The following is a 25784-nucleotide window of genomic DNA, read 5'->3' on the forward strand; positions in this document are numbered from 1 at the left end:
TGCGACGAACCAATCCTGCGAGGGAGACATGCGCTACGACAAGATTTGGCTGGATGCGCGGCTGGTCACCGTCAACCCGGCGCTGGCCGGGCTCGGCATCATCGAGCGCGGCGCCATCGCCGCCAAGGACGGCCGCATCGCCTATGTCGGCCCCGAGGCCGACCTGCCGTCCGGCTGGAGCGCGGCCGAGACGGTGAAACTCGACGGCCGCTGGGTCACCCCGGGCCTCGTCGACTGCCACACCCACCTCGTTTATGGCGGCAACCGCGCCCACGAGTTCGAGCTGCGCCTCGCGGGTGCGAGCTATGAAGAAATCGCCCGCGCCGGCGGCGGCATCGTCTCCACCGTCAAGGCGACGCGCGCCGCAAGCGAGGACGATCTCGTCAGGACGGCGCTGCCGCGCCTCGACCACCTGCTCGCCGAAGGCGTCACGACCATCGAAGTCAAGTCGGGCTATGGCCTCGACCAGGCCAGCGAAATCAACCTGCTGCGCGCTGCGCGCCGCCTCGGCCGCGAGCGCAAGGTCGACCTCGTCACCACCTTCCTCGGCGCCCATGCGATGCCGCCGGAAGCGACGGACAAGGACGCCTTCATCGCCGGGATCTGCACCATGATCCCGGCAATCGCCCGCGACAAGCTCGCCGACGCCGTCGACGCGTTCTGCGAGGGCATCGCGTTCTCGCCGGAGCAGACGGCGCGGGTGTTCGACGCCGCCAAGGCCGCCGGCCTGCCGGTCAAGCTGCATGCCGACCAGCTCTCCAACCTGCACGGCGCGCGGCTCGCCGCCGAACATGGCGCGCTGTCGGCGGATCATCTCGAATACACCGACGAGGACGGCGCGGCGGCGATGGCGAAAGCCGGCACCGTGGCGGTGCTGCTGCCCGGCGCGTTCTACGTGCTGCGCGAGAAGCAACTGCCGCCGGTCGAGGCCTTCCGTAAGCATGGCGTCAAAATCGCCATCGCCACCGACAGCAATCCCGGCACCTCACCGATCACCTCGCTGCTGCTGACCATGAACATGGGCGCGACGCTGTTCCGCCTGACCATCGACGAGCTCGTTGCCGGCGTCACGCGCGAAGCCGCCCGCGCACTCGGCCGGCTGTCCGACATCGGCACGCTCGAGACCGGCAAATGGTGCGACCTCGCGATCTGGGACATCGAGCGCCCGGCCGAGCTCGTCTACCGCATTGGTTTCAACCCGCTGCATCAGCGCATCTGGAGGGGAGCATGACGTCCTGGCTGACGGTGCACCGCGGCGACGCGCCGCTGATCGTTTCGTTTCCGCATACCGGCACCGAGATTCCGGCCGAATACGACAGCCGCCTGGTCTCGCCCTGGCTGGCGCGCAAGGACGCCGACTGGTGGATCGAGCGGCTCTATGACTTCGCAGCCGGCCTCGGCGCCACCACGGTGCACACCGCGATCTCGCGCACCGTGATCGACGTCAACCGCAACCCGACCGGCGTCTCGCTGTATCCGGGACAGGCGACGACCGAGCTGTGCCCGACCACGACCTTCGACGGCGAGCCGCTGTACAAGGCCGGCGCCGAGCTCGATCCGGCGGAAGTGCCGGAGCGCCGCGCGCGCTACTTCGATCCCTATCATGCCGCGCTGCAGGACGAGATCACACGGCTGCGCCAGATTCATCCGACCGTGGTGCTCTACGACTGCCATTCGATCCGCTCGCTCATCCCGCGGCTGTTCGACGGCGAACTGCCGAACTTCAACATCGGCACCAATTCCGGCGCGAGCTGCGATCCGGCGCTGACCGCCGCGATCGAGGCCGACTGCGCGGCGACCAGCTTCAGCCGCGTCACCAACGGCCGCTTCACCGGCGGCTGGATTACCCGCGGCCACAGCGATCCGAAGAACGGCGTGCACACTGTCCAGATGGAGCTCGCCTGCCGCGGCTACATGCCGGAGACGCTCGGCCCGGTCGGCGAGGGCGAATGGCCCACCGCCTATGATCCGGCCTACGCGCGGCCGATGCGCGACGCGCTCACCGCCATCCTGAATTCCTGCCTGCGCTTCGCGCAGCAGGCGACCTGATCGTTTTCACTGAGGAGACCCCTATGACCCGTATCGACAACACCCGCGTCATCCGCGCGGCGCACGGCACCGAGCGGACGGCCAAGAGCTGGCTGACCGAAGCGCCGCTGCGCATGCTGATGAACAACCTCGACCCCGACGTCGCCGAGAAGCCGGGCGAGCTCGTGGTGTATGGCGGCATCGGCCGCGCCGCGCGCACCTGGGAGAGCTTCGACCGCATCGTCGCCTCGCTGCGCGACCTCGAGGACGACGAGACGCTGATCGTGCAGTCGGGCAAGCCGGTGGCGGTGTTCCGCACGCACCGCGACGCGCCGCGCGTGCTGATCGCCAACTCCAACCTGGTGCCGCACTGGGGCAACTGGGACCACTTCCATGAGCTCGATCGCAAGGGCCTGATGATGTACGGCCAGATGACGGCCGGCTCGTGGATCTACATCGGCTCGCAGGGCATCGTGCAGGGCACCTACGAGACCTTCGTCGAGGTCGGCCGCCAGCATTATGGCGGCAGCCTCGCCGGCAAGTGGATCCTGACCGCCGGCCTCGGCGGCATGGGCGGCGCGCAGCCGCTGGCCGCAACCATGGCGGGCGCGTCCTGTCTCGCCGTCGAGTGCCAGCCGAGCCGCATCGAGATGCGCCTGCGCACCGGCTATCTCGACGTCCAGGCCAAGGACCTCAAGGACGCCCTCGCGATCATCGAGAAGGCCTGCAAGGACAACAAGCCGGTGTCGGTCGGCCTGCTCGGCAACGCCGCGGAGATCTTCCCGGAGCTGGTGCGTCTCGGCATCAAGCCTGATGTCGTCACCGACCAGACCTCGGCGCACGATCCGATCAACGGCTACCTGCCGAAGGGCTGGACGCTCGCCGAGTGGGAAGCCAAGCGCGAGAGCGATCCGAAGGCGGTGAACGCAGCGTCGCGGCGCTCGATGGTCGAGCACGTCCAGGCGATGCTCGACTTCCACAAGATGGGCGTGCCGACCCTCGACTATGGCAACAACATCCGCCAGATGGCCAAGGAAGAAGGCCTCGAGAACGCCTTCGACTTCCCGGGCTTCGTGCCGGCCTATATCCGCCCGCTGTTCTGCCGCGGCATCGGTCCGTTCCGCTGGGCCGCCCTGTCGGGTGATCCGGAGGACATCTACAAGACCGACGCCAAGGTGAAGGAGCTGCTGCCCGACAACAAGCACCTGCACAACTGGCTCGACATGGCGCGCGAGCGCATCAAGTTCCAGGGCCTGCCGGCGCGCATCTGCTGGGTCGGCCTCGGTGACCGCCACCGCATCGGCATGGCGTTCAACGAGATGGTCGCCCGCGGCGAGCTCAAGGCGCCGATCGTGATCGGCCGCGACCACCTCGACTCCGGTTCGGTGGCGAGCCCCAACCGCGAGACCGAAGCGATGAAGGACGGCTCGGACGCGGTGTCCGACTGGCCGCTGCTCAACGCGCTGATCAACTGCGCCAGCGGCGCCACCTGGGTGTCGCTGCATCACGGCGGCGGCGTCGGCATCGGCTACTCGCAGCATGCCGGCATGGTGATCGTCGCCGACGGCACGCCGGAAGCCGGCAAGCGCCTCGAGCGCGTGCTGTGGAACGACCCGGCTTCGGGCGTGATGCGTCATGCCGACGCCGGCTACGACATCGCGATCGAGTGCGCCAAGGAGCACGGCCTCAAGCTCCCGAGCGTTGGCTGATGCGCATTCTGCGCGCCGCCTCCTATCGGCGGATGCCCTGGAAGAACGGCGGCGGCGAGACCATCGAGATGGTGGTCTCGCCCGCCGGGGCGTCGTTCGACAACTTCGACTGGCGCCTCAGCATGGCCCATGTCGGCGCGCCCGGCCCGTTCTCGCTGTTCCCTGACATCGACCGCACCTTGAGCGTGATCGCCGGCCACGGCCTGACGCTCAAGCTGCCCGAGCGGACGCCGACCACCCTCAACCGCTGCTCGGCGCCGTTCGCGTTTCCCGGTGACGTCGCCGTCGACAGCACGCTGGTCGACGGGGCGATCGACGACCTCAACGTCATGACCCGCCGCAGCCGCTGCCGCCATCGCGTGGCACGGCATGGCCTCACCTCGTCGACGCGGCTTGCGCTGAGCGGCGAGATCGGCGTGCTCGTCGCGATCGGCGGCGGCGTCGAGATCGTGGCCGGCTCCGATCTCATCATGCTCGGTCCCAAGGACGCACTGGTGCTGGAAGCCGACGACGCCACCGCCCTCACGGCCACGCCGCAGGGCACGGCCGACCTGTTCGTGGTCGAAATCGCGTTCGGGTGATCGGCTGGCGGGTTGATTTCCGGCACTGGCCACACCCAATGCGTCGTTGCCGGACTGGATCCGGCAACCTCGCTTAGGGACGTAGTTCCCTCCTTATCGGGGTGGCCGGGACAAGCCCGGCCACGACGGAGTTAAAGACAGTAAGCGCGCTTTTCGATGAGCCCGCCTTACAAAATCTTCCCGGGATTCAGCAATCCCTGCGGGTCGAACGCATCCTTCAGCCGCTGCATCGCGTCGATCTCCGACGCCGAACGCATACGGCGCAGCGCCGTGCGCTTGATGGCGCCGATGCCATGCTCGGCGCTGACGGTGCCGCCAAGGTCGAGCGCGACGGCCTCGATCGCTTCCGTCACCTCGCCCCAGCGCGCCTTGAAGGCCTCGCCGGCCATGTCCACCGGGGGCAGCACGTTGAAATGGATATTGCCGTCGCCGACATGGCCGAACGGCACGGGACGACAGCCCGGGACGACGGCCTCCACCGCCTGCATCGCCGCCGTGACGAACGCACCGATCGCGGACACCGGCACCGCCGAATCGCTCTTCAGGCTGCCCGGCGTTTCGATCATGGCGTGGGCGATGCCCTCGCGCAGGGTCCACAGCGCCTGGCGCTGGGCTTCTGATGCCGCGACCGTGCCGTCGATCACGACGCCATCCTCGATCGCGCTCGTGAACAGCTCCTCGACCGCGCGCGGCAGGTCGAAATAGGGGCTGGCGCTATCCGCTTCCAGCAGCACCGCCCACGGCGTGATGGTCGGGAACGGCTCGCGCGCACGGCCGACATGGCCGAAATGCAGGTCGAGCCCGGCACGCGGCAGCACCTCGAAGGCACTGATCGCTTCGCCAAGCGCGGTCCGCGCCCGCACGAACAGATCGAGCACCGCATCGAGCGTCTGCAGGCCGAGACAGGCGGTGGCGCGCACCGCCGGTGCCGGCCGCAGCTTGAGCGCCGCTGCGGTGATCAGGCCGAGCGTGCCCTCGCTGCCGAGAAAGATCTGGCGCAGGTCGTAGCCGGCGTTGTTCTTGCGCAGCGGCGACAGCTGGCTGAGCACATCGCCATTCGCCAGCACGACCTCGAGCCCGAGCACCTGCTCACGCGCCATGCCATAGCGCAGCACATTGTTGCCGCCGGCATTGGTCGCAAGATTGCCGCCGATCTGGCTGGACAGGCCGCCATGATCGAGGCCGAGCAGCCGGCCGGCGCTCACCGCCGCCTCGCGCGCCTCATGCAGGGTGCAGCCGGCTTCCACCACCATGATATCGCCGGTGGTGTCGAGTGTGCGGATCGCGCGCATGCGCTCGAACGAGATCACCACCGCGGGGCGGTCGGCCGCAGGCGCGGCGCCGCCGGCAAGGCCGGTGCCGCCGCCGCGCGGCGTCAGCGCGACGCCGGCATCCATGCAGGCCCGCACCAGGGCGGCGACTTCCGCCGTCGTGCGCGGCCGCACCACGGCGATGAGCGGTCCGTCGGTATGCAGGGCGAAGTCGCCGCGATAGCCGGCGAGATCGCCGGCCTGATCGAGCACGCCGTCGTCTCCGACCAGCGCCCGCAGCGTGGCCGGCAACGCCGTCATCACGCGCCCATCACGCTGCGGATAGCCGCGAGGAACGCGTCGGTGTCCTGACGCGTGCCGACGGTGATGCGCAGCGCACCCGGCGTCTGCGGCCAGGGGAACGGCAGCACGAAGATGTTCTTCGCGCGCAGGCCCTGCGCGATCTCTGCCGCCGGCCGCGGCGTCACCACGGTGACGAAATTGGCCGCGCTCGGCAGTGGCTGGAAGCCAAGCGCCGACAGCCCCTGCGCGAGACGGCCGCGCTCCGCGGCGGTGTGATCGAGCAGCTCCGCGAGATGGCCACCTTCATCAAGCGCCGCGCGGGCGGCGGCGAGCGCCACCGCGTTGACGCTGAAGTTGATGCGGATCTTGCGATAGGCATCCGCCAGCTCGCGTGAGCTGGTGATGCCGTAGCCGACGCGGGCGCCCGCAAGGCCATAGGCCTTGGAGAAGCTGCGTGTCGCGATCCACGGGCCGCGCCGGCGCGCCAGCAGCGGCAGGCTCTCGGGACCGCCGGCGTGGCGGCCGAACTCGTAGTAGGCCTCGTCGAAATGCAGCAGCAGATGCTCCGGCAGCTCGCGCACGAGCAGCTCGATATCCGCCATGCCGAGCAGGCCGCCGGTCGGGTTGTGCGGCGTGGCGACGAACACCAGCCGCGTCTGCGGCGTCACCGCCTTCAGCGTCGCCTCGATATCGACGACGCCGTCCTTGCGCACCGCGACGCCCACATGGGTGGCGCCGCGCATGGTGATGGTCTTGGCGTAGGTCGGAAAGCCCGGCACCGGCGCCACCGCTTCGTCGCCCTGGTCGAGCGAGATGTCGGCGCTGGCATAAAGCAGCTCGTTGGTGCCCGAGCCGATGACGATGTGGTCCGGCGCGGCGCCCGTGCGGCGCGCCAGCTCCGCGATCAGTTCGCTGCCGTCATGGTCGGGGTAGCGGTTGAGCCCGGCGGCGGCGCGCTGCATCGCCTCGACAACGGCCGGCGCTGGCGGAAATGGCGATTCGTTAAGGTGCAGGCTGCGGACCGGCAACGCCTCGCCGAGATCCGGCGGCGTCACCTGGGGCGGCACGGTTTCCAGCCGCTGGATGCGCGGCGTGACGACGGTTTCGATCTTTGCCGCGTCAGCCATGGGACCAGTCGTCCGGATTGTTGGAGTTGCCCGGCGACAGGCCGAGGATATCGCCATCGGTGGTGACGCCGAGGCCGAGCACCGTGCGGTTGGCATAGTTGAAGTAAGCCACCACCTGATTGACCTCGAGGATGCGGCCATCGTCGAAGCCCGCCGCCCGCATCGCCTCGAGCCGCGCGCGCAGCTCGTCGTGTGCCTGCGGCTTCAGCGTCAGCGCTTCGGCATAGCGCAGCGCAGCACCTTCGACCGGCGTGAGCACGTCGGTGAAGACGCCGCTCTGCAGCGCGCGGCGGATCGCCGCGGCGCGGTCGTCGTCGTTCAGCAACCGCCGCAGGCCGGCGAAGTGATGGTCGACGCAGTAGGCGCAGGCATTGAGCGAGCTGACATAGACGCCAAGCGTTTCCAGGAACCACTTCGGAATGGCATTGGAGGCATGGTGCAGCACGTATTTGTAGAGGGCCATGTGGCCCTCCATGCTGTGCGGGCGCAGGCTGTGCGCCAGCATGATGTTGTCGACGTTGTCGTCGGGCCCCTTGATCCGGTCATACAGCGTCCGCAGACGCCCCTCGGACTCGGGGTAGGGAATGTGCGAGATCCACATCGGGTGCCGTGTCCTTGTGCTTACCTCAGGCGACGTCGTCGAACATCGTGGCGCCGGCAATGTCACCGAGCGCGCCATCGCCGAGCATGCGCTTGGCGGCGGCAATGTCCGGAGCGAGGTAGCGGTCCTGGTCGAGCCGGGCGACCTCGACGCGCAGGCGCTTGACGGCCTCCGCGAGCGGCGCCGCCGGCGTCAACGGCCGGTGGAATTCGACGCCCTGGGAGGCGGCGAGCCATTCCAGCGCCAGAATCGCGACGAGATTGTCGTTCATCTGGGCGAGGCGATAGGCGCCATGGCAGGCCATCGAGACGTGGTCTTCCTGGTTGGCCGAAGTCGGGATCGAATCGACCGAGGCCGGATGCGCCAGCATCTTGTTCTCGCTGGTCAGCGCCGCGGCGGTGACCTGCGCGATCATGAAGCCGGAGTTGAGGCCCGAGTTCTCGATCAGGAACGCCGGCAGGCCCGACAGCGAGGAATCGACCAGCATCGCCTGGCGGCGCTCGGACAGCGAGCCGATCTCGCAGATCGCCAGCGCGATGATATCGGCGGCGAAGGCCACCGGCTCGGCGTGGAAGTTGCCGCCGGACAGCACGTCGCGCTCCGCCGGGAACACCAGCGGATTGTCGCTGACCGCGTTGGCCTCGATCGCCAGCACACTCGCGGCATAGCGCAGGTTGTCGAGGCAGGCGCCCATCACTTGCGGCTGGCAGCGCATGCAGTAGGGGTCCTGCACCTTGAGCGTGGCGCGATGCGCCTCGCGGATCGGGCTGGCATCGATCAGGCGGCGATAGATCGCCGCGACGTCCTGCTGGCCGCGATGGCGGCGCACCGCCTGGATGCGGGCATCGAACGGCGTGTCGTTGCCACGGCAGGCCTCCAGCGCGAGCGAACCGGTGACGAGGCCGGCACGCAACGCGTCCTCCGCAGCAAACAGGCCGGACAGCGCCAGCGCGGTCGACACCTGCGTGCCGTTGATCAGCGCAACGCCTTCCTTCGGCCCGAAGGTCATCGGCGACAGGCCGGCATGGCGCAGGCCTTCGGCGGCCGGCATCACCTTGCCCTGGACGCGCACATCGCCCATGCCCATCAGGGCAGAGGCCATGTGCGACAGCGGCGCGAGATCGCCGGACGCCCCGACCGAGCCCTTGGCGGGAATGCAGGGATAGACGCCGGCATTGGCGAGCGCCAGCAGCGCTTCTATCACCTGCCAGCGCACGCCGGAATGGCCCTGCGCCAGCGCGGTGGCCTTCATGACCAGGATGAGGCGCACCAGATCGTCGCTCAGCAGCTCGCCGGTACCGGCGCTGTGAGAGAAGATCAGGTTCTGCTGCAGCTTCTCGAGCTGGTCGTTCTCGATGCGCACCGCGGCGAGCTTGCCGAAGCCGGTGTTGACGGCATAGATCGGCCGCCCGGTGCCGATGAGCTCGAGGATCGTTGCGTGACAGGCGTCCACCACGGCGCGAGCGCCGTCGGCGAGATGCACGGTCGGCGCCTCGCGCAGGATGCGCCGCCAGGTGGAAAGCGAAACCTGCCCCGGCTCGATGGTCACGTCATTGGCGACGTTCGTCTGCTTGGTCATTGTGTTTTTCCGATCAGCCCAACAACAGCGCGTCGTCCGAGAGCTCCTCGCCCTGGTCGCGCTTGAACAATGCCAGCAGATCGGAGACCTGCATGGCGGCTCGCTTGTCGCCTTCCGCATCGAAGATGATGCGGCCGCGGTGGAACATGACGGTGCGGTCGCCATAATGCAGCGCCTGCGCCATCGAGTGGGTGACCATCACCGAGGTCAGCTTGAGCTGGGCGACGATGTCGCGCGTCAGCTCCATCACGAACTCGGCCGTCTTGGGGTCGAGCGCGGCGGTGTGCTCGTCGAGCAGCAGCACCCGCGTTTCGCCGGTCGTTGCCATCAGCAGGCTGACGGCCTGGCGCTGGCCGCCCGAGAGCAGGCCGACCTTGTCGTTGAGGCGGTTCTCGAGGCCGAGCTTGAGCAGCTTGAGGCGTTCGGCTGCGTGCTCGCGAATGCCCTTGTCGATGGCAAAGCGGAAGCCGCGCGGCTGGGTGCGGCCGTGGGCCAGCGCGAAGTTCTCGAGGATCGTGAGATCCTCGCAGGTGCCCATCTTGGGATCCTGGAACACGCGCGAGATCAGCCGCGAGCGCTGATGGATCGGCCAGTTAGTGACATTCTGGCCATCGACCATCACCTTGCCGCAGTCGGGCTTGACGAGGCCGGCGATGACGTTGAGCGCGGTCGACTTGCCGGCGCCGTTGGTGCCGATGATGGTGAGGAACTGGCTCTGCGGCACGACAAGGTCGAGCTGGCGGATCGCCGGAGCTTCGAGCGGCGTGCCCTTGTTGAAGGTGACGCGGACGTCGCTGATATCGATCATGACGACTTCCTCTTCAGGAGCTTGCCCATGCCCGAGCGGGACGACTGGCCGACCAGGGTGACGACCACGAGGACCGCGGTCACGAGCTGGACGTCGGACGCCTTGAGGCCGAGGAAATCGGCATTGAGCGAGAATGCGACGGCGAAACGGTACAGCATCGCGCCGAACAGGCACGCCAGCGTCGCCTGCGCAATGGTGCGCACCGGCAGGATCGACATGCCGACAATCACCGCGGCGAGCCCGATGATGATGACGCCGATGCCCATGTAGGCGTCTGCGGCGCCGAAGCTCTGGGCGAACATCGCGCCCGCGAGCGCGGTCAGCGCGTTCGCCATGCCGAGACCGAGCAGCTTCATGCGGCCGACGTTGACGCCGTTGGCGGCGGCCATGGCAGGGTTGGCGCCGGCGGCGCGCATATTCATGCCGAGACCGGTGTGCAGGAACAGGTCGAGCAGCACCTTGATCACCAGAATGATGACCGCGAGCAGGATCGGGCTCAGGATGTAGGCGGGAATGCCCCAGCCCTGCACCGCCGAGAAGATGGTGTGCGCGCCGAGCAGCGGCTTGTTCGGGCCACCCATGATGCGCAGGTTGATGGAGTACAGCGAGATCGAGACCAGGATGCCGGAAAGAATGTGCAGGATATTGAACCGCACATTGAGGAACGCAGTCACGAAGCCCGCACCGAAACCGGCGACCGCCGCGACCAGCGTCGCCGGCCAGGGATTCCAGCCGAAGTTCGCGATCAGGATCGCCGCCACCGCGGCGCCGAGAGGAAAGCTGCCTTCGACGGTGAGATCCGGGAAGTCGAGAATGCGGAAGGTGATGAATGCTCCGAGGGCGACGAGGCCGAAGATCAGGCCGACCTCGACAGTCCCGAGAAGTTCGTAGAGCGACATATGATGCGATCTTTCTGGCGATATCCGCCGACAACGATGATCGGCGCGACGGCAGCGGCGACCGGCATCGGCCGGCCGCCGCGCGTCACGATCAGTTCACGGTCCGGGTGGCCCGCTTCAGCACCGCTTCCGGCAGGGTGACGCCCATCGCCGCGGCAGCGCTCTTGTTCACGACCACCACGAAGTTCGGCATCTTCTGGTAGGCGATCACGGCGTCGACATCGCCGGCCTTGGCGCCTTCCAGGATCACGCCGGCCATGTGACCCGCCATGCGGCCGACCTCGATGTAGTCGAGGCCGACGGAAGCGATCGCGCCACGGTCGACGCCGCGGGTCTCGCCGGTGAACACCGGAATTTTGGTCTCCTGACCGACTTTCACCACGGTCTCGAGCGCCGCGACCACGGTGGTGTCGTTCGGCACGTAGATCGCATCGACATTGCCGACGAGCTTCTTGGTGGCGGGGATCACCTCGTTGGTGGTCGGCGCGGCCGCTTCCACCACGGTGATGCCGAGCTTTGCGCCTTCTTCACGCAGCTTTTCCAGTGTCGCGTTGGAGCTGTCGAGGCCAGGATTGTAGATGAAGCCGAGCTTCTTGAGGTTCGGCGAGATTTCGCGGAACAAGTTGAGCTGCGCGGTCAGCGGCGGTGCGTCGGACACGCCGGTGATGTTGCCGCCGGGCGCCTTGAACTGCGGAATGAGCTTCGCCTTGATCGGATCGGTGACGGTCGCGAACACGATCGGCACGGAGCTGGTGACGCTGGCCATAGCCTGCGCGGTCGGCGTGGTGATCGCGATGATCAGGTCGGCGCCGTCACCGACGAACTTCTTGGCGATCTGCTGCTGGGTCGAGGCGTTGCCGTTCGCAGTCTGGTATTCGACCTTGATGTTGCGGCCATCCTCGAAGCCGCTTTCGGCGAGCCCCTTGAGCACGCCGTCCTTGGTTTCAACCAGTTGCGGCACTTCGACGATCGTCGAGATCATCACCTTCTTCGGCGCTGCCGCGGCATGACCGCTGATCAACGCCGACGCCGCGCACGCCAACAGAACAGCCTGCGCCTGCAAGAAAACTCCCCTCATCACTCTCTCTCCCAGTCTCGGTTGAAGCTCGAAACGCTGTCCGTCGGCCCGGCAACCAACTTATCTCTTGCCAATATGTGGCATTGTGTTCCACAATATGAGCAATGAATGAGACATCTGTCAACATCGGCTCCGAGGAAGCGCCAACCGCCACCGCCAACACCGCGGGCGTCGGCCTTCTGAAGAAGGCCTTTCAAATCCTCGACCTTTTCACTGACGAGCGTCCGAGCTGGACGCAGTCGGAACTGGCGCGGGACACCCAACTGGCGCGCTCGACCCTGAGCCGCCTGGTCCGCTTCCTGTGCGCGACCGGCTACCTGATGGAGCAGCGCGGCCGCTACACGCTCGGCTTCGCCGCCATCGACCTCGGCCGCCGCGCCCAGTTGCAGTTCGACCTCGTCGGGCTGTGCCAGAGCATTCTCGAGGAGCTGTCGCAGGCCACCGCCGAGACAGTCATTCTCACCGGCTACGACGACATTCATGCCAGCGTCGTCTGCCTCGCCCAGATCCCGAGCCGCCAGGGCGGCCTGCGGGTGTTCGAGCAGATCGGCACCGCCTATCCGCTGCATTCGGGCGCAACCTCGAAGGCGGTGCTGGCATTTCTGCCGCAGCGACAGATCGACACGGTGCTCGCCGGCGACCTCACCGGGGTCAATCCGAGCTCGACCATTCCAGCCGATGCGCTGCGCACCCAGCTCGAGGGCGTGCGCACCGACGGCTTCGTCGTCACCCATGAGGAGACCTATCCCGGCGTCGTCGGCATCGCGGTGCCGGTGCTGACACCGCGCCGCCAGCCGCTCGGCTCGATCGCCATCGCCGCGCCGACCCAGCGCATGAAGCAAGGGGAGATCGAGGCCTACGCCAGACTGCTGGTCGACGCCGGCCGCCGCGTCGCGGCCCGCATCACCGGCACCACGAATGGTGAGTAAGACATGACGCGAGCCTCCACGATGCGCGCCTGGCGATCCGCCCTTCCCGGCATCGACGATCTCGAGCGCACCGAAGCCGCCCTGCCGGCTCACACCGCCGATGAGGTGCTGGTCCAGGTCGAGACCGCCGCGCTGAATTTCTCCGATCTGCTGATGATCGACGATCGCTACCAGGTGCGGCCGCCACGCCCGTTCATTCCGGGCCAGGAAGTCGCCGGCACCGTGGTCGCTGCCGGCGAGCGCAGCGGCCTTGCGGTCGGCGATCGCGTCGCCAGCAAGGTGCTGTGGGGCGGCTTCGCCGACTACGTTCCGGTGCGCGGCGACATGGCGATCCGCATTCCCGACGGCATGTCCGCTGCGGCGGCGAGCGCGCTGCCTGTGGTCTATACCACATCGATGGTCGCGCTCACCGAGAGCACCACCGTGAAGGCCGGCGAGACCGTGCTGGTGCTGGCGGCAGCCGGCGGCGTCGGCCTCGCCGCGGTCGAGATCGCGCGCCATCTCGGCGCGCGGGTGATTGCCGCGGCCGGCGGCGACGACAAGTGCGCGCTGGCGAAGGAGCACGGCGCCCACGACACCCTCGACTATCGCAGCGAAGGCTGGGGCGAGCAGCTCAAGAAACTCACCGGCAGCCACGGCGCCGACGTCATCGTCGATCCGGTCGGCGGTGCGGCGGCAAAGGAAGCGCTGCGGGTGCTGGCCTGGGAGGGACGCTATCTGGTGGTCGGCTTTACGTCCGGCGAAATTCCCCAGATCCCCGCCAATCGCCTGCTGCTGAAGCGCGCGTCGGCGATCGGCGTCTACTGGAACCACGATCGCGACGCCGAGATGCTGACGCGCGTGTCGAAACGGCTGACCGCTTTCATGGAAGCCGGCGCGATCCGCCCGCATATCGGCGCGACCTTCGCCTTCGACAAGCTGCCGGACGCGCTGCGCGCCCTCGGCGACCGCAAGACCACCGGCAAAGTCACCATCAGCCTGACGCAAGAGGCCGCGCGATGAACCAGCCGCTTCCCGCCCATCTGTTCGCTGGCCTGCGCGTGCTCGACCTCACGCGCGTGATGTCGGGTCCGTTCTGCACCGCGATGCTCGCCGACCTCGGCGCCGAGATCATCAAGGTGGAGCTGCCGGGCTCAGGCGACGACAGCCGCTACTTCGCGCCCCACGTCAACGGCGAGAGCACCTATTTCGCGATGCTCAACCGCGGCAAGCGCAGCATCACCATCAACATGAAGTCGCCGGAAGGCATCGACCTGATCCGCGATCTGGCGAAGAAGGCCGACGTGCTGGTCGAGAACTTTCGCCCCGGCGTGATGGAGCGGCTCGGCCTCGGCTACGACGTGCTGCAGGCCGACAATCCCCGCCTGATTTACGCCTCGATCTCCGGCTTCGGCCAGCAGGGCCCGCTCGCCGACCTGCCGGCGTTCGATCTCGTGATCCAGGCGATGAGCGGCCTGATGAGCGTGACCGGCGAGGCCGGCGGCCGCGCCACCGCGGTCGGCGAGAGCGTCGCCGACATTACCACCGGCATGTTCGCCGCGTGGGGCATCGCCGCGGCGCTGTACGACCGCGAGCGCACCGGAACCGGCCGGCGGCTCGAGGTCGCGATGCTGGACTCGGTATTCTCGATGCTGCTGACCAACCTGTCGCGACGGCTGTTCACAGACCAGCCGACGCGCCGCGTCGGCAACCGCCACCCCGAGACCTACCCGGTCGACAGCTTCGCCACCAAGACTGGCGACATCGTGCTGGTCGGATTCTCCGAAGCCATCGTCAAGCGCATCTTCGAGGCCATCGGCCAGCCCGAGCTGTCCGCCGATCCGCGCTTCAAGAACAACCGCGAGCGCAACGCCCACGAAGCCGAGCTGCGCGCCATCCTCGCCGCATGGGCGGGCGAGCTGACGCAGGACGAAGCGCTGGCGCGGCTGCGCGCCGCGGACGTGCCGGCCGCACCGGTGTGGACACTCGACGACGTCCTCGCCAGCGAGCAGGTCGCCGCGCGCCAGCTCCTCGTGCCCGGGCACAACGCCAAGCTCGGCGACATCCGGTTCGCACCGCAACCTGTCCGGTTCGCGGGAACGCCGGCGCCCGCGACGATGCGCGCCCCGACCCTCGGCGAGGATACCGAAGCCGTCCTGCGCGACGAGCTCGGCCTCGACGACGCCAGAATTGCCGCCCTGCGGGCCGCAAAGACTGTCTAAAGGAAAGACCATGCTGCGCAAGAACGATCGCATCATCCGTGCCCCGCGCGGAGCCGGGCTCACGACGAAGAGCTGGCACACCGAGGGGCCGCTGCGCCTCCTGATGAACAACCTCGACCCCGATGTCGCCGAGCGCCCCGAGGAGCTTGTGGTCTATGGCGGCATCGGCCGCGCGGCGCGCAACTGGGAGGCGTTCGACCAGATCGTCGACGTGCTCAAGCGCCTCGACGACAACCAGACCTTGCTGGTGCAGTCGGGCAAGCCGGTCGGCGTGTTCCCGACCCATCCCGGCGCGCCGCGGGTGATCATCGCCAACGGCAACCTCGTGCCGAAGTGGTCGACCTGGGAACACTTCAACGAGCTCGATCGCAAGGGCCTGACCATGTACGGCCAGATGACGGCCGGCTCGTGGATCTACATCGGCTCGCAGGGCATCGTGCAGGGCACTTTCGAGACCTTCTCGGAGATCGGCCGCCGCCATTTCGGCGGCAGCCTCGCCGGCCGCTGGTTCCTCACCGCCGGCCTCGGCGGCATGGGCGGCGCACAGCCGCTCGCCGCGACGATGGCAGGCGCTTCGATCATCGTCGTCGAGTGCCAGCCGAGCCGCATCGAATTCCGCCAGCGCACCGGCTATCTCGACCGTTCCGCCACCACCCTCGACGAGGCGCTGGCGATGATCGATGAAGCCAAGAAGACCGGCAAGCCGGTCTCCGTCGGCCTGGTCGGCAACGCCGCCGAAGTGTTCCAGGACGTGCTGCAGCGTGGCCTCGTGCCCGACGTCGTCACCGACCAGACCTCGGCGCATGATCCCGCGCACGGCTACATCCCGATCGGCTGGACGCTGGAGCAGTGGCTCGAGCGCCAGGAGCGCGATCCCGAAGGCACGGCCGACGCCGCCAAGCAATCGATGGCGCAGCAGGTGCGCTGCATCCTCGAATTCAAGGCCAAGGGCGCGATCGCCATCGACTACGGCAACAATATCCGCGCCATGGCCAAGGAAAAGGGCGTCGCCAACGCCTTCGACTATCCCGGCTTCGTCGAGGCCTATGTCCGGCCACTGTTCTGCGAGGGCAAGGGCCCGTTCCGCTGGGTGGCGCTGTCAGGCGATCCCGAGGACATCTACAAGACCGACGCCAAGGTGCGCGAGCTGATGCCGCACGACGCCTTCCTCAACCAGTGGCTCGACAAGGCGCGCGCGCACATCAAGTTCCAGGGCCTGCCGGCGCGCATCTGCTGGCTCGGCCTCGGCGACCGCCATCGCGTCGGCGTCGCCTTCAACGAAATGGTCGCGCGCGGCGAACTCAAGGCGCCGATCGTGATCGGCCGCGACCACATGGATTCCGGCTCGGTCGCCTCGCCGATGCGCGAGACCGAAGGCATGCTCGACGGCTCGGACGCGGTGTCCGACTGGCCGATTCTCAACGCGCTGCTCAACTCCGCCTGCGGCGCGACCTGGGTCTCGTTCCACCACGGCGGCGGCGTCGGCATGGGCTATTCGCAGCACTCCGGCATCGCCGTGATCGCCGACGGCACGCCGGAAGCGGGCGAAAAGATCGAGCGCATTTTCTGGAACGACCCGGCCACCGGCGTCATGCGCCACGCCGATGCCGGTTACCAGATCGCCATCGACTGCGCGGTGCGCAACGGGCTCGACATGCCGAGCCTGCACACCGCAAAGGCGTCGTGATCACGACGCTCCTCCTACGTCACGGCCGGGCCTTCCCCGGTCGTCCCTGCCGCCGTGCTCCCATGCCTCGGCGACAGGGATGCCTGGTGCAAGGCCGGGCGTGACGGGACCACTCGCGGGCTACACGTCGCGCCGGCTTCCACACCGCCGCGGCCGACATCCGCAACGCCCCGCGACCTCCTCGCGGGGCGTTTTTTTATGCGGTGGTGCGAGGAAGCACCGCGCGTCAGCCCACCAGCATGATGCTGGCGCTCGCTGACGCCTGGCGCAGGTCGCGCAGCGGGCGATACTCCTGCGAATGATACCAGGCGAGCGCCTGCTCGCGCGTCGGAAATTCCAGCACCACGACACGGTCGCAGCGCTGGTCGCCCTCGACGACCTCGATATTGCCGCTGCGCACGATGTAGGTGCCGCCAAATGCGGCGACCGTCGCCGGCGCCGCCTGCATGTAGGCAGCCATTTGCTCCGGATCACGGATATCGACGCGCGACACGATGAAAACTGACATGACGTTCTCCCTAATCTAATTGTCTATACAATTAGATTAGGCCGGGATCAGCCCTGCTGGCAAGCGGCGGTCGGACGACGGCGATGTCAGAAGCTGCCGGAGAAGCGGTAGCGCGAACCCGGATGCCACAGCGCGGTGGCGGACGCGACCTGCCCGAACGACCAGGTGCGGCGGTTGAGCACGAGGCAGGGCTCACCGACGACCATCGCGAGCCGCGCCGCGGTCTCGCCGTCGGGCATCATCGCCTCGATGCGGAATTCGACCCGCTCGATCGGCGCGACGCGGGTGAGATATTCGTTCGGGGTGAGCTGGGTGAAGTCCTGGTCGAGGTACTGGGGAAACAGCTCCGGATTGACGAAGCGGTCCTCGAGCTGGATCGGCGTGCCGTTCTCGTAGTGCACCAGGATGGAGTGGAACAACGTGGCGTGCTTACGTTCGAACAGGCCATGGACCGTGTCCGCCGGGCGCACACGGTGATGCACCACCACCGACGCGCGGTGGGCGTGGCCACGATCGGCGATATCCTGCGCGAGGCTGCGGATCTCGACCACGGTCGATTCGTACTTGCGCAGCGCAACAAACGTACCGGTGCCCTGCACGCGATGCAGGATCTGATCCGCCGTCAATTCGCGCAGCGCGCGGTTGACGGTCATGCGTGACAGGCCGAACTGTTCGGCGAGCTGATGCTCGGACGGGATCATCTCGCCTTCGAGCCAGGCGCCACTCTGGATCTGCTTGAGCACATAATCCTTCACCTGCGCGTAGGGCGGCCCCTGATGGAACGCACGCGCAGGCTTCGGCACGCTCGCCATCAATGGGCTCCGCCCATGTAGGCGTCGAGGATCTCCGGATTGCCGCGCGCATCCGCCGCGCTGCCGCTCCAGGCAAGCGTGCCGGAGTCGAGCACGCAGACCCGGTCGGCGATCGACAGCACCCGCGACAGGCTCTGCTCGACCAGGACCAGCGTCAGGCCGGTGCTGCGCAGCTTGTCGAGAGCCTCGTAGCAGATGTCGACGTTCTTCGGCATCAGGCCCAGCGAAACCTCGTCGATCAGCAGCATCTTCGGTTCGGCCATCATGGCGCGACCGATCGACACCATCTGCTGCTCGCCGCCGGACAGGCCGCCAGCGCGGTTGTGCAGGCGCTCCCTGAGCCGCGGAAACAGCTCGAGCACACGCTCCAGATTGTCCCTGGTGCGCGCCGCCGGCCGCGAGTAGCCGCCGACGATCAGGTTCTCGCGCACGCTCATGTCGCTGAACAGACGACGACCTTCCGGCGTGATGGCGATGCCGCGGCCGCAGCGCTGCATCGGGCTCGCGCGGGTGACATCTTCGTCCGCAAAGGTGATGCTGCCGCCCTTGACCTCGACATGGCCGGCGAGCGCCATCAGCGTCGACGTCTTGCCGGCGCCGTTGGCGCCGAGGATCGCCAGCGCCTCGCCCCTCGCGACGGAGAAGCTGACGCCATGGACGGCGACGAGATGGCCGTAGCCGCACACCAGATCCTTGACCTCAAGCACCGACCACCTCCTTGCCGACATAGGCGGCGATCACGGCTGGATCCGCCAGCAGCTCGCGCGTGACGCCCTCGCCGATCTTGCGGCCATTGTCGAGCACCACCGCGCGCGGACAGATGCGCGCAACCTGACCGAGATTGTGCTCGATCAGCACCATGGTGACGCCACCGGCGTTGAGACGCTGGAAGGTATCGGCAAGGCGTTCGGCCTCGATATGGTTGAGGCCGGCGAGCGGCTCGTCGAGCAGCAGGATCTTCGGATCGGTGGCGAGCGCCCGCGCGACCTCGAGTCGCTTGAGCGCACCGAGCGGCAGGGCGTTCGGTGAGGCGTCGGCGTAGTTGTCGATGCCGACCAGCGCCAGCAGCTCATGGGCGCGCGCGATCTCGGCGCTGCGCGACTGGCTGCCGAGCGCTCGCAGCACACTGCCGGTCTTGGCATGGCCGGCGGCGAACACGACGTTGTCCAGTACGGACATGCCGCGGAACGGCTTGACGATCTGATGGGTCAGCGCGATGCCCTGGCGCGCACGACGGTCGACGCCGAGCGGCGTGACGTCGCGGCCTTCGAGGATGACGCGGCCTTCGGTGGGCCTGACGACGCCGATCACGGTGCGCAGCAGCGTGGTCTTGCCGGCGCCGTTAGGGCCGATCAGGCCGAGCAGTTCGCCCTGATGGAGAGCGAAATCGACGCCGCTCAGCGCGGCAATGCCGCCGAACCGGACGGAGATCGCCTCGAGGCGGAGAACGGGGGACGTCGCGGTCATGCGGCACCTCCCGGCCTGCGCCAGAGCCTGCTGACGACCCCGGCGAGACCGCCGGGCGCGAAGCGCATGGTCAGCACCAGCAGCACGCCGTAGACGAAGATCTTGTAGTCGTTGGCCACCCGCACGAACTCCGGCAGCAACGTCAGCACCGCCGCCGAGACAATGACGCCCCAGATCGAGCCGACACCGCCGACGATCACCATCGCGAGGATGCTGATCGAGATGGTGAAGCCGAACGCGCCGGGAATGAGGAAGCGGGTGAAGTAGGCGTAGGTCGCGCCCGCGACGCCGGCAAGGAAGGTGCCGACCACGAAGGCGGTGAGCTTGTAGGCGGCGGAATCGACGCCGAGCGTACGGCTCGTGTCCTCGTCGTCGGCGACGGCGGCAAAGCCGAAGCCAAGCCAGCTGCGCTTGATGTAGGCGGTCAGCAGTATGATGGCGACGACGAGGCCGAGGCTGACCAGCACGAAGCCGACATCGCCGAGGCCATGATCGGGAATGTCCGACAGGCCCATCTCGGCGCCGAGCCAGTTCTGCTTGCGTACGAAGCCGACGAACACGAAGCCGACGCCCATGGTGGTAATGGCGAGAAAGTCGGCGCGCACCCGCAGCGAGGCGAGGCCGACCAGCAGCCCGACGGCGCAGCCGACAAGCCCGGCGAGCGGCAGCACGGCGGCGAAGGGCACGCCGTTGCGCGCCAGCACCGCGGCGGCATAGGCCCCGACGCCGAAGAACGCGGCGTGGCCCAGCGACACCTGGCCGCACAGGCCGGTAATGATGTTCAGGCTCAGCGCGAGCATGACATTGATCGCCACGATGACGATCAGCGAAACTTCATAGGCGCCCAGGGTCATGCTCTGGCTCCGAACAGGCCCTGCGGGCGGACCATCAGCACCGCGATCAGGAACACGAAGGCGATGGCGTCACGGTCGAGATAGGCTCCGGAGTAGATCGTGCCATAGGCTTCGATGACGCCGAGCAGCAGCGCGGCGATCAGCGTGCCGCCGACATTGCCGAGGCCGCCGAGCACGATGATGGCCAGCGACTTGTAGCTGGGCACGCTGCCCATGGTCGGCTCGACGAGATTGTTGAGCACCGACACCAGCGAGCCGGCGACCGCGGCAAACACCGAGGCGAGAAAGAAGATGCCGTAGCGCACCTTGATGGTGTCGACGCCGAACGAGCGCGCCATCGCCGGATCGGTGACGGTCGCGCGCCACGACATCCCGAGGCGGGTGCGGCTCATCAGCAGGGCGAGGAACACCAGCAGCACGATCGCACCGAGCAGCATGGCGAGATCGGCGGCCGCAAGGCTGATCGGGCCGATCGACACGCGCTCGGTCAGCCAGGTGGTGGTGAAGGAATTGCCATACGGCCCGAACAGGATGCGGTAGCCCTCCTCCATCGCGATGAACAGCCCGATCGAGGCGATCAGCGCGACGTAGGGCGGCTGCTTGAGCAGCGGCTCGTAGAGCAGGCGATACACCACCATGCCGACCACACCGACCACCAGCATCGAGATCAGCGTGCCGATCACGAGGCTGCCGGTGGCGTTGGTGAGGAGGACGGTGATGTAGGCGCCGAGCGTGAACAGGCCGGCGTGGGCGACGTGCAGGACGCGTAGCAACCCGTAGATCAGGGTGAGACCGACGGCAACGACAGCATACATGCTGCCGTTGACGAGGCCCTGGAGCACCAGTTCGATGTGTAGCATGCGCGTTGTCTTCGCTGGTCGCCGGCCTGGCCGACTTACTTTTCGGGCGGGGTGAGGAACTGGAGGTCGTCGATCACGCCGTAACGATGGAAGTTGGCGTCCTTGACCACCTGCACCTGCACGGCCTTCTTCACTTCGCCGAGGCTGTTGAACGACAGCTTGCCAATCGCGGTTTCGAAGCTGTTGCCGCGGATGGCGTCACGCACCGCCTTGCCGTCGGTCGAGCCGGCCTTCTTCAGGCCCTCGATCGCCACCGTCATCGCCGAGTAGCCGGAGGCGGCGACCATGTCGACGCGATCCTTGAACTCCTTCTCGTAGTTGTCGATGAAGGCGCGGGTTGCGGGCGACTGCGAGTCTCGGTCGAGCGAGGTGGTGACGATCACGCCCTCGGAGGCCTTGCCGGCGATCTCGATGAAGCGCTGGCTGTCATAGCCTTCCTGGCCGATGATGTCGGCGGTGACGCCCGCGGCGCGCAACTGGGCGACGAGAGGGCCGGCGTTGAAGAAGTAACCCGGCGCGTAGATCACCTCGGGATTGTCGGCCTTGATCTGGGTGACCAGCGGACCGAACTGGCGGTCGGGCATGCCGAAGGTGCGCTCGCCGACAATCTCCAGGCCAAACTTCGGCGCGGCTTCCTTGAAGCCGGCGGTCAGCGCCTGACCGAAGTCGTTGTTCACGGCAACGATCTCGACCTTCTTTTTCTTCAGCGTCTCGCCGACCAGCTTGGCGCCGGCGCGGCCCTGGACCTCGCCCATGGTGCCGGTGCGGAAGATGAAGTCGCCGGCGCGGGTGATGTCCGGATGGATCGCGTAGGCCGAGAGATAAGGCATGCCGGCGCGCTGGAATACGGCGGCGGCGGCGCGGGTCGGGCCCGAGTAGCTGCCGGACACCGCGATCACCACCTTATCCTGGCCGAGCAACTTGTTGGCGACAGGAATGGCGTTTTCCGGCTTGCCCTCGTCGTCATAGCTGACGAGCTCGATCTTCTTGCCGCCGATGCCGCCGGCCGCGTTGGCCTGCTGCACGGCGAGTTCGGCGCCCTGCTTGGCCGACTTGCCGTCCGCCGCGGCGAAGCCGGTGAGCGGAGCATGGAAACCGATTTTGACCGCATCCTGCGCGTGAGCCGCCGTACCAAGCGACGCCGCGACGATAACCGCACTGACGATATGAACCGGACTGCGCACTGAGTCCTCCCAAGTTGTATAGACATGCTTAGACTAGCGGGGCTGTCATCGCCCGGTCAAGCGGCGAATCTTTCAGGCCTCAAACACCGGCCGGCGGCCAGTCGGCGATGAAACCGCTGCGCTTGTAAGGCTCGATCTTCGCCCATTCCGCGAGCACCAGCGCGCGCAGCACCGAATGGTCGGGCCAGGACGCCATTGGAACTCCGAAGCTGTTGACGGTCAAAAGCATTTTCTCGACGGCCGGCCAGTGGCGGTGAAGCGTCATCGGGTAGCGCCGCGCGGTCCAGGCATTGCCGAGGCAGATGACGCTGTGGATCCGGTCGAGCCCGACCCCGGCGTCGAGCACCGGCAGCGACAAAATGACGTTCTCGCCGGTGTTGGTCGCCGCATGCTCCTCGAGGATCAGTTTGCCCGGCACGCCTGCGTCCACCATCGCCGCCTTGATCACCGCGCATTCCGACAGCGCGCCACCGGCCGTGACACCGCCGCTGACAATCGCCCGGCGGAAGAATCCCGCGCGCCACAGCCGCGCGGCGGAGGCCACGCGCAGCGCCACGCCCTCGCGCGAGCCGAACACGAACAGCAGGTCGGCCGGCTTCAGCGGCGTGACCGCGAGATGCCGGGCATTGATCGTCGCGATCTCGGCGTCGCTCGGCCTGTCGTCGGACGGGATCATCGGCCGATCATGGCGAGACGCCATGGGCCCTGCCAATCACTTCACATTGCGGCCGATGTCACGCGGCGTTACGCCGCCATCGCACGAAAGCTCGCCGATAGCAGCCGCATCGCTGCACGTGCCGGCGCATCCGCCGCCGTGGCATACAGCATGACCTCGCGTGACGGCAGGCGCGGCAGGCCGAGCTTGGGCCCGACATCGCCGGTGCCGGGCGGCGCCACCCGCCGCGCCAGCGCCGCCACCGCGAGCCCGGCGGACACCGCCGCACCGATGGTGGCGATGCCGCCGCCGACGAAGACTTCGGTCCAGGGAATGCCCGCGTCGTCGAGCGCCTTGATCGCCATGGCGCGCACGCTGCACGGCTCCGCCTGGGTGGCAAGACGCAGCTGCTCGCCCGCCGCGTAGCTGAAGTCCGGCGCCGAGATCCAGCCGAAGCCCTCGGTGAACAGCACCTCGCCCTGGCGGCCGGTGCGGTCGTGGCGGAGCACGATCGCCGCATCGAGCCGGCCGTCGTCGAACTCCGCCAGCACCTCGCGCGAGGCGGCGACGCGCAGTTCCACCACCAGCGTCGGGTCGGAGCTGTTCAGCCGCTTCAGCAGGTGCGGCAGCTCGGAGCCGACGATGTGATGGCTGATGCCGACGGTGAGCCGCCGCCGCTCGGTGGTGAAGGCGGTAAGCGCGGATTCATGGGCGGCGACGAGCTGGCGCGCGGCACACAGAAAGGTCTCGCCGTCCGACGACAGGCGCACCAGCCGCGGCGTGCGCTCGACCAGATGGCGGCCGATGCCGCTCTCCAGCCGCTTGATCTTGAGGCTGACCGCGGACTGCGTCGACCCCATCGCCTCTGCCGCGCGGGTGAAGCTCTTCAGCTCCGCCACCAGCACGAACGCCTGAACCGCTTCGAGATCGAGTGCCCTGCCAACCATTACATTTCTCAATGACTGAAATATCCAATCATATCGTTTTTAAATGCCGGGTGGAAGGCTACCTTCAGCAGGGCCAGCAACAAGGAACCTGCCATGCCGCTCACCCGCGTCTCCCTGCGCCGGGGCAAGCCTGCCGCCTATCGCGCCGCCCTGCTCGACAGCCTCTACCGCACCATGCGCGACACCTTCGACGTGCCGGAGGACGACCGCTTCATGGTGCTGACCGAGCATGATGAGCCGGATTTCGCCTATGGCGCGACATATCTCGGCATCCGCCGCAGCGACGACCTCGTGATCGTGCAGATCACCGTCAGCAACACCCGCACCGTGACCCAGAAGAAGGCGCTGTACCGCCGCATCGCCGAACGGCTGGCCGACAATCCCGGGGTGCGCCCCGAGGACATCTTCATCAACCTCGTGGAGGTGCTGCCCGAGAACTGGTCGTTCGGGCACGGCCTCGCGCAGTACGTCAGGGACTGACCGCCATGACCATCGCCCTGCATCAGCCGCTGCTGTCTCCGCGCAGCAGCCGCATCGCCCCGGCGCCCGTCGCGGTGCTGCGCCGGCGGATCACCGCGCTCCGCGCCGAAGGCCGTGACATCATCGACATGTCGTCGGGCGAACTCGACTTCGCCACGCCCGATCATGTCATCGCCGCCGCCCATGCCGCCGCACTGCGCGGCGAGACCCACTACACCAGCACCGACGGCTCGCCCGAGATGAAGGATGCGGTGCGTACCGCGCTCGCACGCGACCATGGCCTGTCGTTCGACCGCGAGGAGATCGCCATCTGCAATGGCTCGATCCAGGCACTGTACAACGCGCTGCTCGCCACCCTCGCGCCCGGCGACGAAGTCATCGTGCCGACGCCGTACTGGGCGCCCTACCTCGACCAGGTGCGTCTCGCCGACGGTGTGCCGGTGACGGTCGTGTGTCCGCAGAACAACGGCTTCCGGCTGCGGCCCGAGGATCTCGCCGCCGCGATCACGCCGCGTACCCGCTGGCTGATCCTCAACAACCCGGTCAACCCGACCGGCGCCGTCTATTCCGAGGCCGACATCGCCGCGCTCGCCGCCGTGCTGCGGGATCATCCCCGCGTCGGCGTGATCGCCGACGGGCTCTACGAGCAAATCGTCTACGACGGTGGCCATGCGCCGACATTCGCCGCCGCTGCGCCGCAGTTGCGCGCGCGCATTCTCACCGTGGGTGGCGTCGCCAAGGCCTACGCCATGACCGGATGGCGCATCGGCTATGTCGCCGGCGACGCGGCGGTGATCGCCGAGATCGCCAAGATCCAGTCGCTGACGACATCATGCGCATCATCGATCGGCCAGGCGGCGGCGATCGCCGCCCTGACCGGGCCACAGGACCTGCTGAGGGCGCGTGCCGCCGAGCTACAGGCCCGTCGCGACACCTTCGTCGACCTGATCAACCGGTGCGAAGGCCTCGCCTGCACGGCTCCGGATGGTGCGTTCTATCTCTTTGCATCCTGCGCCGGCCTCATCGGCCGCACCACGCCGGACGGCCGGCGCCTTGCCAGCGATCGCGATGTTGCCGCCTGGCTGCTCGACGCCGCCGGCGTCGCAGTCCATCCCGGCAGCGACAATGGCCTGTCGCCGTACATCCGCATGAGCTTCGGCTATACTCTGCCCGTCCTCGCCGCGGCGGGCGCCCGTCTTGCCGGCGCCTGCGCACAGCTGCGATAGAGGAGGCTGCG

The 25784-nt window shown here is 67.7% G+C and carries 26 protein-coding genes; 10 read left to right on the forward strand and 16 right to left on the reverse strand.

Translation table 11 applies throughout. The annotated features are described in order from the left end of the window. Positions 1-28: 28 nt before the first annotated feature. The 4 genes from hutI to JQ639_RS22150 are packed head-to-tail and all read left to right on the forward strand — an operon-like array spanning position 29 to position 4318. Positions 29-1231, forward strand: coding sequence for an imidazolonepropionase (hutI, locus tag JQ639_RS22135; RefSeq protein ID WP_211968407.1), 1203 nt, complete (start codon positions 29-31; stop codon positions 1229-1231). Then, complete coding sequence (gene hutG / locus JQ639_RS22140) at positions 1228-2049, forward strand: N-formylglutamate deformylase (RefSeq protein WP_211968408.1); 822 nt, start codon at positions 1228-1230, stop codon at positions 2047-2049. Before hutI ends, hutG begins: the two co-directional genes overlap by 4 nt. Positions 2050-2072: 23 nt before the next feature. Continuing rightward, positions 2073-3737: a urocanate hydratase gene (gene hutU / locus JQ639_RS22145; RefSeq protein ID WP_211968409.1), complete on the forward strand. Its 1665-nt coding sequence runs from the start codon at positions 2073-2075 to the stop codon at positions 3735-3737. After that, a complete protein-coding gene (locus tag JQ639_RS22150; protein ID WP_211968410.1) occupies positions 3737-4318 on the forward strand; it encodes a HutD/Ves family protein in 582 nt (193 codons plus the stop codon). The genes hutU (JQ639_RS22145) and JQ639_RS22150 overlap by 1 nt, the downstream gene beginning before the upstream one ends. A 167-nt stretch (positions 4319-4485) precedes the next feature. On the opposite strand, the gene JQ639_RS22155 is transcribed toward JQ639_RS22150, so the two are convergent. From JQ639_RS22155 to JQ639_RS22185, 7 genes are all read right to left on the reverse strand, one after another. Continuing rightward, on the reverse strand, positions 4486-5889 hold the full coding sequence (locus JQ639_RS22155) for an FAD-binding oxidoreductase (RefSeq protein ID WP_211968411.1): 1404 nt from the start codon (positions 5887-5889) through the stop codon (positions 4486-4488). After that, entirely contained in the window at positions 5889-6884 is a 996-nt protein-coding gene (locus JQ639_RS22160) for a pyridoxal phosphate-dependent aminotransferase (protein ID WP_371745165.1), read from the reverse strand. Before JQ639_RS22160 ends, JQ639_RS22155 begins: the two co-directional genes overlap by 1 nt. A 106-nt stretch (positions 6885-6990) precedes the next feature. Continuing rightward, positions 6991-7599, reverse strand: a complete 609-nt coding sequence (locus tag JQ639_RS22165) for a carboxymuconolactone decarboxylase family protein (RefSeq protein WP_211968413.1) — start codon at positions 7597-7599, stop codon at positions 6991-6993. Positions 7600-7624: 25 nt separating this feature from the next. Continuing rightward, positions 7625-9178, reverse strand: coding sequence for a histidine ammonia-lyase (hutH, locus tag JQ639_RS22170; RefSeq protein ID WP_211968414.1), 1554 nt, complete (start codon positions 9176-9178; stop codon positions 7625-7627). 13 nt (positions 9179-9191) lie between these two features. Continuing rightward, on the reverse strand, positions 9192-9986 hold the full coding sequence (locus JQ639_RS22175) for an ABC transporter ATP-binding protein (RefSeq protein ID WP_211968415.1): 795 nt from the start codon (positions 9984-9986) through the stop codon (positions 9192-9194). Further along, positions 9983-10885 carry an ABC transporter permease gene (locus JQ639_RS22180; protein WP_211968416.1) on the reverse strand — a complete coding sequence of 301 codons (903 nt, stop codon included), beginning with the start codon at positions 10883-10885 and terminating at the stop codon, positions 9983-9985. Before JQ639_RS22180 ends, JQ639_RS22175 begins: the two co-directional genes overlap by 4 nt. A 91-nt stretch (positions 10886-10976) precedes the next feature. Next, positions 10977-11963 (reverse strand): ABC transporter substrate-binding protein, encoded by a 987-nt coding sequence (locus JQ639_RS22185; protein ID WP_211968417.1) that lies wholly within the window; start codon positions 11961-11963, stop codon positions 10977-10979. Positions 11964-12067: 104 nt separating this feature from the next. Here JQ639_RS22185 and JQ639_RS22190 point away from each other — a divergent pair, with 104 nt between their 5' ends. The 4 genes from JQ639_RS22190 to hutU (JQ639_RS22205) are packed head-to-tail and all read left to right on the forward strand — an operon-like array spanning position 12068 to position 16780. Next, positions 12068-12892 (forward strand): IclR family transcriptional regulator, encoded by an 825-nt coding sequence (locus JQ639_RS22190; protein ID WP_211968418.1) that lies wholly within the window; start codon positions 12068-12070, stop codon positions 12890-12892. A 3-nt stretch (positions 12893-12895) separates the two neighbouring features. Next, a complete protein-coding gene (locus JQ639_RS22195) occupies positions 12896-13894 on the forward strand; it encodes an NADPH:quinone oxidoreductase family protein (protein ID WP_211968419.1) in 999 nt (332 codons plus the stop codon). After that, positions 13891-15093 carry a CaiB/BaiF CoA transferase family protein gene (locus JQ639_RS22200; protein WP_211968420.1) on the forward strand — a complete coding sequence of 401 codons (1203 nt, stop codon included), beginning with the start codon at positions 13891-13893 and terminating at the stop codon, positions 15091-15093. The genes JQ639_RS22195 and JQ639_RS22200 overlap by 4 nt, the downstream gene beginning before the upstream one ends. 10 nt (positions 15094-15103) lie before the next feature. Continuing rightward, a complete protein-coding gene (gene hutU, locus JQ639_RS22205; protein WP_211968421.1) occupies positions 15104-16780 on the forward strand; it encodes a urocanate hydratase in 1677 nt (558 codons plus the stop codon). Between the two features lie 226 nt (positions 16781-17006). Here hutU (JQ639_RS22205) and JQ639_RS22210 read toward each other — a convergent pair whose 3' ends face one another. From JQ639_RS22210 to JQ639_RS22250, 9 genes are all read right to left on the reverse strand, one after another. Next, positions 17007-17288, reverse strand: a complete 282-nt coding sequence (locus JQ639_RS22210; protein ID WP_211968422.1) for a DUF1330 domain-containing protein — start codon at positions 17286-17288, stop codon at positions 17007-17009. Between the two features lie 86 nt (positions 17289-17374). Continuing rightward, positions 17375-18100 (reverse strand): histidine utilization transcriptional repressor HutC, encoded by a 726-nt coding sequence (gene hutC, locus JQ639_RS22215; RefSeq protein WP_211968423.1) that lies wholly within the window; start codon positions 18098-18100, stop codon positions 17375-17377. Continuing rightward, positions 18100-18807 (reverse strand): ABC transporter ATP-binding protein, encoded by a 708-nt coding sequence (locus tag JQ639_RS22220; protein ID WP_349644589.1) that lies wholly within the window; start codon positions 18805-18807, stop codon positions 18100-18102. The genes hutC and JQ639_RS22220 overlap by 1 nt, the downstream gene beginning before the upstream one ends. Then, on the reverse strand, positions 18800-19567 hold the full coding sequence (locus tag JQ639_RS22225; protein WP_211968425.1) for an ABC transporter ATP-binding protein: 768 nt from the start codon (positions 19565-19567) through the stop codon (positions 18800-18802). The genes JQ639_RS22220 and JQ639_RS22225 overlap by 8 nt, the downstream gene beginning before the upstream one ends. Beyond that, complete coding sequence (locus JQ639_RS22230; protein ID WP_211968426.1) at positions 19564-20421, reverse strand: branched-chain amino acid ABC transporter permease; 858 nt, start codon at positions 20419-20421, stop codon at positions 19564-19566. The genes JQ639_RS22225 and JQ639_RS22230 overlap by 4 nt, the downstream gene beginning before the upstream one ends. After that, positions 20418-21281: a branched-chain amino acid ABC transporter permease gene (locus tag JQ639_RS22235; RefSeq protein ID WP_211968427.1), complete on the reverse strand. Its 864-nt coding sequence runs from the start codon at positions 21279-21281 to the stop codon at positions 20418-20420. Before JQ639_RS22235 ends, JQ639_RS22230 begins: the two co-directional genes overlap by 4 nt. Positions 21282-21316: 35 nt before the next feature. Next, positions 21317-22465 carry an ABC transporter substrate-binding protein gene (locus JQ639_RS22240; RefSeq protein WP_211968428.1) on the reverse strand — a complete coding sequence of 383 codons (1149 nt, stop codon included), beginning with the start codon at positions 22463-22465 and terminating at the stop codon, positions 21317-21319. 79 nt (positions 22466-22544) lie between these two features. After that, complete coding sequence (locus tag JQ639_RS22245; protein WP_249123375.1) at positions 22545-23141, reverse strand: YdcF family protein; 597 nt, start codon at positions 23139-23141, stop codon at positions 22545-22547. A 68-nt stretch (positions 23142-23209) separates the two neighbouring features. Continuing rightward, positions 23210-24067, reverse strand: coding sequence for a LysR substrate-binding domain-containing protein (locus tag JQ639_RS22250; RefSeq protein ID WP_211968430.1), 858 nt, complete (start codon positions 24065-24067; stop codon positions 23210-23212). A 93-nt stretch (positions 24068-24160) separates the two neighbouring features. Between JQ639_RS22250 and JQ639_RS22255 the strand changes: the two genes are divergently transcribed. Further along, a complete protein-coding gene (locus JQ639_RS22255) occupies positions 24161-24547 on the forward strand; it encodes a tautomerase family protein (protein WP_211968431.1) in 387 nt (128 codons plus the stop codon). Between the two features lie 5 nt (positions 24548-24552). Further along, a complete protein-coding gene (locus JQ639_RS22260) occupies positions 24553-25773 on the forward strand; it encodes a pyridoxal phosphate-dependent aminotransferase (protein ID WP_211968432.1) in 1221 nt (406 codons plus the stop codon). Positions 25774-25784: the final 11 nt, after the last annotated feature.

The organism is Bradyrhizobium sp. U87765 SZCCT0048, assembly GCF_018131225.1.
Taxonomy (GTDB): domain Bacteria; phylum Pseudomonadota; class Alphaproteobacteria; order Rhizobiales; family Xanthobacteraceae; genus Bradyrhizobium_A.